General features: G+C 41.9%; 13 protein-coding genes. 6 read left to right on the top strand and 7 right to left on the bottom strand.

The genetic code is table 11. The features are described from left to right. Positions 1–105: 105 nt before the first annotated feature. Positions 106–1554 carry a glyceraldehyde-3-phosphate dehydrogenase gene (locus tag I4Q58_RS01680; protein ID WP_203293084.1) on the bottom strand — a complete coding sequence of 483 codons (1449 nt, stop codon included), beginning with the start codon at positions 1552–1554 and terminating at the stop codon, positions 106–108. Positions 1555–1715: 161 nt separating this feature from the next. After that, the gene (locus I4Q58_RS01675; protein ID WP_203293082.1) at positions 1716–3110 is read right to left on the bottom strand and encodes a trypsin-like peptidase domain-containing protein; all 1395 of its coding nucleotides are present in this window, start codon (positions 3108–3110) and stop codon (positions 1716–1718) included. A gap of 131 nt (positions 3111–3241) precedes the next feature. Here I4Q58_RS01675 and dapF point away from each other — a divergent pair, with 131 nt between their 5' ends. The 5 genes from dapF (at position 3242) to I4Q58_RS01650 (ending at position 7400) form a co-directional block, all read left to right on the top strand. Next, entirely contained in the window at positions 3242–4015 is a 774-nt protein-coding gene (dapF, locus tag I4Q58_RS01670; RefSeq protein WP_203293080.1) for a diaminopimelate epimerase, read from the top strand. Further along, positions 4012–4536 carry a GNAT family N-acetyltransferase gene (locus I4Q58_RS01665; RefSeq protein WP_203293078.1) on the top strand — a complete coding sequence of 175 codons (525 nt, stop codon included), beginning with the start codon at positions 4012–4014 and terminating at the stop codon, positions 4534–4536. The genes dapF and I4Q58_RS01665 overlap by 4 nt, the downstream gene beginning before the upstream one ends. Position 4537: 1 nt before the next feature. Next, positions 4538–5581, top strand: coding sequence for an endolytic transglycosylase MltG (mltG, locus tag I4Q58_RS01660; protein WP_203293076.1), 1044 nt, complete (start codon positions 4538–4540; stop codon positions 5579–5581). 285 nt (positions 5582–5866) lie between these two features. Continuing rightward, positions 5867–6511 (top strand): hypothetical protein, encoded by a 645-nt coding sequence (locus I4Q58_RS01655; protein WP_203293074.1) that lies wholly within the window; start codon positions 5867–5869, stop codon positions 6509–6511. 220 nt (positions 6512–6731) lie between these two features. Continuing rightward, positions 6732–7400 (top strand): peptidoglycan-binding protein LysM, encoded by a 669-nt coding sequence (locus tag I4Q58_RS01650; protein WP_203293072.1) that lies wholly within the window; start codon positions 6732–6734, stop codon positions 7398–7400. Positions 7401–7405: 5 nt separating this feature from the next. On the opposite strand, the gene I4Q58_RS01645 is transcribed toward I4Q58_RS01650, so the two are convergent. The 4 genes from I4Q58_RS01645 to dnaA form a co-directional block, all read right to left on the bottom strand. Further along, on the bottom strand, positions 7406–8122 hold the full coding sequence (locus I4Q58_RS01645) for an SAM-dependent methyltransferase (protein WP_203293070.1): 717 nt from the start codon (positions 8120–8122) through the stop codon (positions 7406–7408). A gap of 8 nt (positions 8123–8130) precedes the next feature. Next, positions 8131–9501: a PQQ-dependent sugar dehydrogenase gene (locus I4Q58_RS01640; protein WP_203293068.1), complete on the bottom strand. Its 1371-nt coding sequence runs from the start codon at positions 9499–9501 to the stop codon at positions 8131–8133. A 50-nt stretch (positions 9502–9551) separates the two neighbouring features. Further along, on the bottom strand, positions 9552–10004 hold the full coding sequence (locus tag I4Q58_RS01635; RefSeq protein WP_203293066.1) for a low molecular weight protein-tyrosine-phosphatase: 453 nt from the start codon (positions 10002–10004) through the stop codon (positions 9552–9554). A gap of 80 nt (positions 10005–10084) precedes the next feature. After that, positions 10085–11512, bottom strand: a complete 1428-nt coding sequence (gene dnaA / locus I4Q58_RS01630) for a chromosomal replication initiator protein DnaA (protein ID WP_203293064.1) — start codon at positions 11510–11512, stop codon at positions 10085–10087. Between the two features lie 210 nt (positions 11513–11722). Here dnaA and I4Q58_RS01625 point away from each other — a divergent pair, with 210 nt between their 5' ends. Further along, complete coding sequence (locus I4Q58_RS01625; protein ID WP_203293062.1) at positions 11723–12121, top strand: acyl-CoA thioesterase; 399 nt, start codon at positions 11723–11725, stop codon at positions 12119–12121. Here I4Q58_RS01625 and I4Q58_RS01620 read toward each other — a convergent pair. After that, positions 12118–12741 (bottom strand): IMPACT family protein, encoded by a 624-nt coding sequence (locus tag I4Q58_RS01620; RefSeq protein WP_203293060.1) that lies wholly within the window; start codon positions 12739–12741, stop codon positions 12118–12120. The genes I4Q58_RS01625 and I4Q58_RS01620 overlap by 4 nt on opposite strands. Positions 12742–12842 lie beyond the last annotated feature (101 nt).

Below are 12842 nucleotides of genomic sequence, written 5' to 3'. Positions count from 1 at the left end.
AATGGTTTAGAATACAAATATAGCGTATAAGTCGGCTATTTTGCCTCATTCAAATAAAAAAGCCCGCTCAAAAGAACGGGCTCCTTTTAGTATATCATTACAATCCTAGTAATACGTATAACGTCTTACTTGTGCGATGTATTTTGCTAAACGGATTACCTGATGGCTGTAGCCATATTCATTATCGTACCAAACATAAAGCACAACATTTTTCCCATCAGCGGTTACAATCGTTGCGTTGCTGTCATAAATAGAAGGAGCGGAGGAACCAACGATATCGCTGGATACCAATTCGTTATTCAAAGAATATTTAATCTGCTCGACCAAATCGCCTTCCAATGCATATTTCTTCATGATGGAATTAAGGCCATCTACAGAGGTTTTGCTTTCCAGCTCCAAATTCAAGATCGCTAGCGAACCATTCGGAACCGGAACACGAATAGCATTGCTCGTCAATTTCCCTTCAAACGAAGGAAGTGCCTTACTAACTGCTTTTCCAGCGCCTGTTTCGGTGATCACCATGTTCAAGGCAGCCGCACGCCCACGACGGTATTTTTTATGCATGTTATCGACCAAGTTTTGATCGTTGGTATAGGCGTGAATGGTTTCCAAATGCCCATGAACAACTCCCAAGCTATCCTCTACCGCTTTCAAAACGGGTGTGATGGCATTGGTCGTACAAGAGGCCGCCGAAAAGATATCCACTTTCTCTGGATCGTATTCTTTATGGTTTACACCGTGAACGATATTTGGAACTCCTTTCCCTGGTGCTGTCAACAGTACTTTCGCTACACCTTTTGCTTTTAAATGACGACCAAGTGCCTCTTCGTCTCGGAAAGCACCTGTGTTATCGATAACCAAGGCATTTTCGATGCCGTATTCCGTATAATCGATGTCTTCCGGAGCATTGGCAGAAATCATATGAACGGTTGTACCGTTAATAATCAATGCTTTTCTATCTACATCGGCACGTACAGTACCCGGAAAATCACCATGAACCGAGTCGAATTCCAGCAAGGAGGCGCGTTTCTCCAACACCGTTTGGTCTACGGTTCCCCGTGTAACAATAGCACGAAGGCGAAGCTGACTTCCCTTTCCGGTACGGGTCATTAATTCACGTGCTAAAAGACGTCCGATGCGTCCGAATCCATATAAAACAACATCCTTCGGAACGATTTCCTCTTTTTCCTTAGAACCTTTAAGCTTGTTGCTTACAAAATCTAAAGCGTCCTGGTGCTCGTTTTCCTCTAAGTGATATTCATACGTCAGTTTTCCGATATCTAATTTTGCAGGAGGAAGGTCTAATGTTTTGATGGCCTCGGCTATTTCAACTGAATCGAAAATAGAGATAGGCTTTTGAACGAATTCGCCGGCATACTCATGGAGGTTCAGGATTTCACTTACATTCCGATTGATAAGTGGATTTCGGAAAAGCACTAACTCAATGCTTTTGTCGTACCAAAGATCGCTTACAATCTTAATAAATTCCACGGAAGCCTTTCGGCGGTCGGTTTGAAACGACAGTTCTTTTTCATAAACGTCATCAAAACTCATAGGTATGTTGTTTTAGGGTCTCGAAACTCGAGAATTATTGGTTTTAAATTTGCTGCAAAAATAATTATTTCAAACGTTTTCGTGAAGCCTTTCATCAAAATAAAATACCCCTCTAAAAAATTGATTTATAGAGGGGTATTCCTTCAAGAAATAACAACGTATTACCTGAAGATGAACGAATTTAGCTCGCCACGCTGATTTACAAACGTCATTTTTATAGGAGCCTTGTAATTTCGTTGGTTCATGATGCGCTTCACATCGTCTATATCGTTAACGTCCTTATCATTGATTTTAGTTATCACGATTCCTTCCAATCCGTACTGTGCCATATCCTTCGTTAAGGTACGGGAAACAATGACGCCATTTTTCAGACCGCGATTTTCCAATTGTGCTTTGCTCGCGTTTCGTACCTCAAGACCTATATCCTGAATCTCAAAGGTATCTAGTTTGATTAAGGTTACGGGAATCACTTTTTCGCGTCCGTTGCGGAGTACCTTTACAGATACCACATCATCAGGGCGTTTCGAACCTAAATAACCGGCTAGGTCGGAGAATTTCGTAATCTGCACACCGTCTAATTCCTTGATGATATCGCCTTCTTTTATGCCACCTTTTTCGGCACCGCTACCGGCTTCCACACCACCAACATATACGCCTTCGGTTTCATCGATTCCCAAGTCATCGGCAACCTTCGTATTCAAACTTCCTCCCGAGATACCTAAAATGGCACGCTGTACATTTCCGAATTCCATGATATCTTCAATAACTTTACGCGCATTGTTGGAAGGCACTGCAAAGGAGTAGCCCACATACGATCCGGTTTCGGAAGTAATCGCGGTATTGATTCCGATCAATTCACCCCTAATATTCACCAACGCACCACCGCTATTTCCACGGTTTACGGCCGCATCGGTTTGAATAAAGGATTGTGGATTTCGGTCGAATTGGTTCAAATCGCGCGCCTTCGCACTTACAATTCCAGCCGTTACGGTCGAGGTAAGATTGAAAGGATTACCAACGGCCAAGACCCATTCACCCAACTGAACATTGTTCGAATCGCCAAAAGGCATAAACGGCAAGTCATTTTCGGCCTCTACCTTTATCAGGGCAATGTCGGTTTTAGGATCCGATCCTATTAAGGTTGCTTCATACGTTCGATTATCGTTTAAGGTAACCTCCAATTGCGAAGCATTTTCAATAACATGGTTATTGGTAACGATATAGCCATCGGGTGAGATAATAACCCCACTTCCTGCACCTACCATAGCGCGTGGTTCCCCACCGCCATAGAAATATTCCATAAGGTTGGAGGGCTGCCGACTAATGGTCACATTTTTTACGTGAACCACAGCGTGAACCGAGTTATTCGCCGCTTCGGTAAAGTCGGCATTGGTGCTACTTGTAGGTAAGGAATTAAAATTTGTAGGGATGAAGGATGGGTTTTCTTCTGCGGTAGCGATGGTAACGGAATCTTTTTCCAAGAAGTATTTGTATCCGCCTAAAGTGATGGCGCCTGCGAACAGCGCTACCAGAAATAATCTAACTGCCTGTTTCATTGTTTTTCTTTTTTACGTTGAACATAACTGAATAAAAGACGAGTATCGTATAGCGATATTTCAGTTTTAACGTCGGTTTAACACCGCAAATTTCGCATGGGTGCCAAGGCTTTTTTGCTACCTTTGCGCCCATGGCCATACCTTTCTATAAATATCAAGGGACTGGAAACGATTTTATCATTATCGATAATCGTCAGTCTATATTTTCCAAAAATGATACCAAACTGATTGCCAAGATGTGTGACAGAAATTTTGGCATTGGTGCAGATGGCCTAATACTGTTGGAAGAGCACAATACTGCCAACTTTACGATGGTGTATTTCAATTCCGATGGAAAGGAAAGCTCTATGTGTGGCAACGGCGGCCGCTGTTTGGTACATGTCGCTCATTTTTTGGGTGTTATTGAAGGTGAAGCGGAATTTGAAGCGATAGACGGGATGCATACGGCAACTGTTTCCGATGGACAGATACGGTTGAAGATGAACGATGTGACCGAGGTGAATGTTTTTGAAAAACATGTTTTTCTGAATACTGGCTCACCACATCATGTACAAATGGTGAACGAGATAGAAGATCTTGATGTGAAGCTGCAAGGCAAGCGTTTACGCTATGGACTGTATGGCGAAACGGGTGCTAATATCAATTTCGTAAAGCAAGTCGACGAGGAGACCTTTCAGGTTCGAACGTATGAACGTGGGGTTGAAAATGAAACACTCTCATGCGGGACCGGCGTAACTGCAGTTGCGATTGCCATGGCGGAACTTGGAAAGTCGAATACTACTTCGATTACCCTAAAAACACCCGGTGGCGATTTACAGGTGCATTTCGACAAAACGAATGAAGGATATTCCGATATTTTTTTAGAAGGCCCAGCCGAACAGGTTTTTAAAGGAGAATGGCTATGAGTACATTGAAAGGAGAAAAGATATATTTGCGAGCCTTGGAGCCAGAAGACTTGGAGTTCCTATACCAATTGGAAAACGATGAGGAGGTTTGGTATGTTAGCAACACCTCCAATCCCTTTTCGAAACATGTGTTGAAGCAGTATTTAGAAAATTCCCATCGCGATATTTATGAAATAAAGCAGCTTCGCTTTATGATTTGCACTGTGGAAGAAGAGCGCTCTGTTGGCTGTGTCGACCTATTCGATTTCGACCCTAAGCATAAACGTGCCGGGGTAGGAGTGGTGATTGCCAAAGCTGAAGATAGAAAAAAAGGGTATGCTTATGAAGCGTTACAACTTTTAGAAAAATATGGAAAGAGACATCTTTCACTCCATCAATTTTACGCTTCCATTCCTGAAACGAATGAAAGAAGTTTGGCACTCTTCAAAAAAGCAGGTTTCGAGCAGACAGGAGTTATGAAGGATTGGCTTAAAGAGGAAGAAGGCTTCCAAAACGTTGTTTTTTTACAGATACTGATATAATATGTACATCAAAAAAATTCTTTGGGCGGTTGCCCTGTTAGGTCTTATCGCCATGGGAGCCTTTGCCTGGTATGTTTATAGTACCGTTTTTTCACCCAACACCACATTTAATAACGATGAGGCACATGTGTATATCCCTACCGATGCTTCATTTTCTGATGTATATAATGAATTGGAACCACTATTGGACGATATGGAAAGTTTCGTCGCAGTCGCAAACCGAAAAGAATACCCTTCCAATATTAAGCCTGGCCATTTTATTTTGAAAAGCGGAATGAACAATAACGATATCGTAAACACCATCCGCAGTCGAAATATCCCGATTCAGGTGAAATTCAACAATCAGGAGCGACTCGAAGATCTGGCGGGTGCCATTTCAAAACAGATTGAAGCCGATAGCGTTGCTTTGTTAAGAGCGATGCGCGATACTTCCTTTCTTGAGAAACAGCAACTTACTTCAGAAAGTGCGTTGGGAATGTATGTGCCTAACACCTATGAATTCTATTGGAACACCACCGCCGAAGGCTTCCGGGATCGTATGCAAACCGAATATGACCGATTTTGGACGGAGACTCGCAAGCAAAAGGCAAGTGAACTAGGATTGTCTAAAAATGGTGTCATAAGTCTTGCCGCTATTGTTCAAAAGGAAACGGCCAAGGTCGATGAGCGACCACGTGTAGCTGGAGTGTACTTGAACCGTATAAAGCGAGGTATGCCACTTCAGGCCGATCCGACGGTCATTTATGCGAAAAAGCTTAAGGAAGACGATTTCGATCAGGTCATCAAGCGTGTACTTTACAAAGATTTGGAAATCGATTCCCCTTATAATACCTATAAATATACCGGTGTTCCGCCAGGCCCTATCAGTATGCCTGATATTTCTTCTATCAATGCGGTATTGAATGCCGAAAACCACGAATACTACTACTTTGTAGCCGATGTTAATAATCTAGGCTATCACAAATTCGCCAAAACCCTAGCGCAGCACAACCAAAACAAAGCGGAATATGTGCGCTGGATAAATGCTCAGGGCATCAATCGCTAGGTACTTTGGCATACTTTTTTCGTGCTTTCCTTCAATGTTAAACCTTTTTAAAACAAGGGGTTAAAGGCTGTTAATTGCTTTCTACAACCTCATTGTATTTGTATCTTGATTTTGGTTGTTGATAGGAATATCGACAACCGCAAGACATTATAAAGAGTTCTTTGACATTAAGATTTCATAAGACAAGCGGCATGAGTCCGCGAGGAGTCATGTTCGTTTTATGGCTATTTCCCTATGGCACGAAGTCGTAGGGCAATAATTATAATTTTTAAACCAAAATAGAACATGAGAATACGTTTTATGAAATTGTCTGTGCTACTGCTTGTAACAATCTTTTTTGTTTCAGGATTTTCATCGAGAGATGAAATGAATTACAGTAGTCCTATATTTACTACGGACATTATAGGAGCAGTTTCCAATGTTCCTCATGATTTCGAAGTAAATATGAATCCCCAACAAAATATTCCCTTTGTTGGGAAGTCGTACCTCGGCTTTTGTGAAGACCTCGGCTTTTCAGAAAGCAGTGGTAATTACAAAGCGGTGAACAGACTAGGTTATTTGGGAAAATATCAATTTGGCTGGACTACCCTTAATTGGGTAGGCGTTTATAATAAACGTAAGTTCTTGAACACCCCAAGGTTACAGGAAAGAGCGTTTGAAGCGCTAATTTCTAAAAACAAGTGGGTGCTCAAGGATTATATTGACGAATTCGAAGGCCAAATTATTAATGATATTTACGTAACCGAGTCTGGCCTTTTGGCAGCCGCTCATTTGGGAGGAGCCGGAAACGTTATGAAGTTTCTGGACTCTGATGGACAAGACGTTTTTCGGGATGCCAATAACGTCCCCATCACCACATATATGCAGAAATTCGCTGCATACGATGTGGCATCAATCCTTCCAAATAACAATGCCGTGGCGACGTTATAATTATTGAAAAAACCAGGTTGACAAGCCTGGTTTTTTTATTTTAAGACACTTTTAACGCAAATTTATGTCACAGCTTATCCCTTCACCCGTCTATAGTGAGGACTGTAAGACAATTCCTCTTAACATTTGTTAACATATTGGATGTCAGATTTATAAAAAAAGTTGTACTTTTGCCCGCGAAAATTTGAAGGGCTTTCAAGTACTTCAAAAACCTTACAAAATGAAACGTAATTTACTAGCAGTAGTGTCTTTACTTTCGGTGGTCGTTTTCCTTGCCATGAGTTTTTCAACCAAAAAGGAAAGACGTAATAAAGATGCGGTTTCTTTGCATCATTATTTAGTTGAAGACCACATTATGGACTATACTGTCCCTTCTGAAGAGGACATGATAGATCTTCCCTTTCCAAGTGCTCCTACCTATCGCATCTTTTTGGGTAAATCCTTTATCGGATTTAAGGAGGCATTAGGCTTTAAGGAATCGCGGGGTGATTATTGGACGGTAAACGAATTTGGATATTTAGGAAAATACCAGTTTGCAGCCACTACCTTGCATATGATAGGAATTTACGATCCAGACCTTTTCTTGACCGATACTTACTTACAAGAAGCTGCTTTCGATGCCTACGTGGCGCGTAACAAATGGATTCTGCGTCGCGATATCAAACGATATGTGGGTAGCCATGTAAATGGGGTGAAGGTAACGGAGTCTGGTATTTTGGCTGCAGCTCACCTTGCTGGTGCCGGGAATGTAAAAAAATATCTACGAAGCGGAGGTGCTATTGGCTTTAACGATGCCTTTGGAACTTCTATAGGATATTACTTAAAGAAATTTAGCGGATACGATACTTCTTTCATACTTGCCAATAAAAAGGCGAAGGTGAAGGGATAATCGGTTTACTTTTGAATAATGAATAAGGCAGGCCTCTTGTTGAGGTCTGTCTTTTTTTGTTTCCATTGTGAAGCGGTCAAGGTCTTGATGTCTTCCGTAGGTAGGGTAATATCGCACGCCACACATATTCTAGTATCAGGATGAAGCGTTTGGACCAAGCTTTCCAGCATCTGGTTATTGCGATACGGGGTTTCAATGAATGCCTGCGACTGATCCTCGTCTCCAGACCGTTTTTCCAGTCGCTTAATAGCATGCTTACGCTCCTTTTTATCTATGGGAAGATATCCGTTAAAAGCAAAATTTTGTCCGTTAAATCCACTAGCCATCATGCCGAGTAGGATAGAGGAGGGACCAACAAGCGGTACAACCTTCACTCCTTGAATATGGGCTTGTGCCACAACCGAAGCACCCGGATCGGCAATACCTGGACATCCTGCATCGCTTAAGACTCCCACATCAAACCCTTCATGACAGGGTTGAAGCATATTGGGGATATCAGTAGGCTCGGTAAACTTGTTGATTAGCTGTATATGAAGGTTGGGCTGCGATTTTTTTGGAACAATGCTCTTAATGAATCTACGCGCATTCTTTTCGTGCTCTGCTATATAATGATCGATATGCTCTACTGCTTTCTTTGCCATTAGCGGCAATACCTCAAGAGGGGGAGAATCGCCCAAGGTTGTAGGAATTAAATAAAGATTTCCTTTTTGGGAAGTACTCATAAATACTTTTATTTCTTAACAAGCTTCTTTGTAACCGAAGTTCCCGCGCTATCAATAATCTTCACCAAATAGATACCGCTTGCAAAATCACTTGATGAAAAGACATAGTGGCTTTCGGAAATTTGATCCTGTTTCAATAAAGTAGCACCACTTAATGTACTGATGATAACGCTGTCTATTGTTCCTTTTGAAAGGGTAATGTTGACATTGCTTGAGCTTGGATTTGGATACATTTCAAAATTAACGGAACTATAGTCTGGAGTTGAAAGTTCACCTTCTATACGGTAAATGCTGCCTCCGATATCAGCGATATATAGCTCGTTATTAATATCTTCACCAAAAGAAACCCAAGAGCCAGAAAAGTCACCGTATTCTGTTAGATTTCCATCAGCATCTACCGAACCGATAATTCCGCTACAAACATCACCATAGAAATAAAGTCCGTTAAGGTCAGGAAACATACTACCCCTATATACAAATCCGCCGGTTACCGAACAGTTACCACTTCCCGTGCTCGATGAGTATTCGGCTATCGGAAAGGTAAGATCTTCCATGGGAGGGCAGTTAGAAGTATTAAACGGCACCGACCCCTCGTAGCATCGCCAGCCGTAGTTTAATCCGCCTTCATCAACTCCCGCGCGATCGATTTCTTCTACATCGGCTTGACCAACATCTCCAATCCAAAGATCGCCGTTCAAGCTATCGAAAGAAAAACGCCAAGGGTTGCGTAAACCATAGGCCCAAATTTCCTCGGCTATTGTTGTTCCAGCGCCAGAGAAAGGATTGTCGGCTGGTATGGCGTATGGCGTACCGCCATCGACATCCAATCGTAGCATTTTACCTAAAAGAAGTGATAGGTTCTGTGCTCGATTGCCAGGATCACCACCACTACCGCCATCTCCAGAGGAAATATAGAGATAGCCGTCAGGACCAAAAGCTACATCGCCACCATTGTGATTGCTAAAGGGTTGTTCGTACTCAATGATTTCAAACTCCGAACCAACTTGTGCTATATCGGGGTCACCTGAATCAACAGAAAACCGCGCCACACGAGTATCACCATTCGTTTTGGTATAATTCACGTAGAAGAAGCCATTGTTGGCATAATCTGGATGAAACGCTAAGCCTAGCAATCCTTGCTCGCCTCCATTGGATACCAGGGTAGAAATATCAAGAAAGGGAGTCGAATTCGTGGTTCCGTCAGCGTTTAGAATCTTTATTCTACCGCCTTGCTCCACAATAAACAAGCGGTCATCGCCGGCATTTTCAATATCTACGGGACTGGAAAATCCATCGGCCACCAACGCGATATTGATATCTTGAGCAATTAATGAAATAGTGAATAGTAAGAATGAGAGGAGGGAGATACTTTTTTTCATAAGGCAACATTTAATAACTAAAAGTACAGAAAACCTTTTAGTTAAAAAAGCTATAGCCTTTCTGCCAGTTTATCGCTAGCCTTGTCAAGCATTTCATATACTTGATCGAAACCGCGGTCGCCACCGTGATAGGGGTCGGGGACATCGACGTTTTCACCCGGAAATATTTCATCTAAAATCAACTGAACTTTTGCTCGGTCTTCTTCAGAGTTGGCCAGGGCCAAAACATCATCGCGATTGGATGTATCCATCACAAAAATATGGTCGAATTCTTCAAAGTCTGAAGCCTTAAATTGTCTGCCGCGTTGGTCTGTAATATCCAAACCATTTTTCTTGGCTACCGCAATACTGCGTGAATCAGGTTTTTCGCCCACATGCCAATGACCGGTACCTGCAGAAGTGACGTAGTATTCATTTTTGTCAAGTTTCGACTTTAACAATCCTTCTGCCAAGGGCGATCGACAGATATTTCCTAAACAAACCATCAAAATTTTTGTAGCCATAGCATGCAATTTTCATCAAAATTATGGAAAAGCCCTAGCAGTAAGGGTTAGGAGGATGTTAAAATATAATGTGGCCAAGTTTATAGGGTAAGTTTCTTGTTCAGATCCTCTACATATTTACGAAACTGTTTGTCGGTGCTGGAAAGGTTATCGACCGTTTTGCAAGCGTGCAATACGGTAGCATGATCCCGCTGACCGATTTGCGAACCGATGGAAGCCAAGGAAGCCTTGGTGAATTTCTTCGCAAAGAACATCGCTAACTGACGTGCCTGTACAATATGACGCTTCCGTGTTTTGGACTGAAGGGTATCCACATCCATTTGAAAGTATTCACTGACCACTTTTTGGATATAGTCGATCGATACTTCACGTTTGGTATGCTTCACATAATTATCGACAATCTTTTTGGCGAGGTCGATGGTAATATCCTTTTTGTTGAAAGAGGAATGGGCGATGAGTGAAATGATCGCACCTTCCAATTCGCGGATATTGGTTTTGATGTTATTCGCCAAGAATTCGATAATATCCTCTGGCATTTCAACCCCATCGCGATACAGCTTGTTGTTGATGATCGCGACCCGAGTATCATAGTCAGGATGGTTCAGCTCTGCTGAAAGCCCCCACTTAAAACGAGACAACAATCGCTGTTCGATATCGATCATATCGACCGGAGCCTTATCGCTCGTCAAAATAACCTGCTTTCCATTTTGGTGAAGGTGGTTGAAAATGTGGAAAAATACATCCTGTGTACCTGCCTTCCCTGAAAGCAACTGGATATCATCTACGATCAACACATCGATAATTTGATAGAAATGGATAAAATCGTTTCGATTGTTCTTCTTAACCGACTCTATATATTGTTGGGTGAACTTTTCCGCAGAGATATACAGCACCGTCTTTTCAGGATACTTATCCTTTATTTCAACCCCAATAGCATGAGCCAAATGGGTTTTGCCTAATCCGACGCCACCAAAAATCAATAGTGGGTTGAAAGAGGTGCCTCCAGGTTTGTTCGCTACTGCCATTCCTGCCGATCGCGCCAAGCGATTGCTTTCACCTTCCAAGAAATTATCAAAATTATAGGAAGGGTTCAGTTGCGATTCGATTTTTACATTTCGAATGCCTGGAATGACAAATGGATTCTTTAGTTCTGGACTTTTATTTTTTAACGGAACATCCACTTCCTGCGATTGCATGTTGCTGCGATTCGCACTAGGGATTTTTTCGGTAAACGGTTGCTTATTGCCATAGGTATTCTCCATCTTAATGATGTACACCAATCTTGCCGTTTTTCCGAGTTCCTTCGTTAAGGCAACCTTCAATAATTTTACGTAATGTTCCTCTAGCCATTCGTAGAAAAATTTACTGGGAACTTGAATGCTCAACGCATTATCGGTGAGCTTTACTGCCTTAATTGGTTCGAACCAAGTTTTGTAGGCCTGAGAAGTAATATTATCTTCAATAAAGGACAAACAATTGTTCCAAACCGATTCCGCAGTTTTGCTCATAATGGTGGGTTGCGCTTATTAGTTAGTATTAAAATAGGGTGGCTAAGAGACTGGGATTAGGAGCGATCCCTAACACTTTCTTAACACTGCAAATATGTGAACAAAAAAATGAAAAAAAAAATCCGAAGGGTATTGAATTTTTAGTTTTTTTTCCTCATACTGCTATAACGATAAAACTACGAAAAAAGTTCATTTTATACTCAGATTCTTTTGAAAAAAACCGAAACAAATATTCGAGTACGCTATGCCGAAACCGATCAGATGGGAGTAGTGTATTATGGAAATTATCCTCTTTATTTAGAACAAGGAAGAACCGAATGGCTCCGCGAACTGGGCTTTTCGTACCGATGGATGGAAGAACACGATGTGCAATTACCCGTTACGCATCTTGAGATATCGTATAAGAAACCAGCGCGATATGATGACCTGATAACTGTAACCACAACCCTAAAGGAAACACCGACGGTTAAAATTGAATTCTATTATGAAATTCATAACGAACAAGGGGAATTATTGGTAAGCGCCGAAACCACGTTGGTTTTTGTTAATATGAAAACAAACAAACTTCGAAAGGCACCGGATTATTTGTTAGAAAAATTATCCGATTAAGCATCCTCTTCCGAAAGATTTTTGATGGTAATCTTATAAGTGTTGTCGAAAATTTCAAAAATACGATCGGCATCACGTTTTCGAACCGAAAGCGTGAACTGGCAGTCCAAATGTAATTCTTGGTGGAGTACCTCCAGTTCTTCTTCCTTAATAATGCGCATGACGGTGTTCATTTCTGGATAGTCGCAAGTGACCAAAAACTCCTCGTCGATTGTGCGGGTGACAAGCTTCGATTTCTCCAGCGCCATTTGCGCAGCAGTCTTATACGCTTGTATCAAGCCGCCAACCCCTAATTTTGTTCCACCGAAATACCGAACCACTACAACCAAGGTGTTGGTCACATCAAAAGATTGCAATTGACCATAAATAGGCATCCCAGCACTGTTGCTGGGTTCTCCATCGTCGTTGGCACGAAATCGGTCATATTCCTTTCCCAACTGCCAAGCATAACACCAATGGCGTGCTTTGTGGTGTTGCGACTTCAACGTAGCGATGTGATCTTCAATCTCAGCTTCATTTTTCACTGGAAAAGCATACCCAAAGAACTTACTGCCCCGATCTTTAAAGAGAACTTCTTCGGAAGGCTTGGTAAGGGTTTTATAGGTGTCTTTATTAGTCATTAGTCATTAGTCATTAGTCATTAGTCGTTGGTCGTTGGTCGTTGGTCATTAGTAATTCACTGTGTCTTCAAAGTGGCAAAGGAGCAAAGTAGCAGAGAATT

It is taken from the genome of Luteirhabdus pelagi (assembly GCF_016827595.1).
GTDB classification, from domain to species: Bacteria; Bacteroidota; Bacteroidia; order Flavobacteriales; family Flavobacteriaceae; genus Luteirhabdus; species Luteirhabdus pelagi.
Note: the sequence above shows the minus strand (reverse complement) of the source record. Positions and strands in the feature narration are given on the sequence as shown.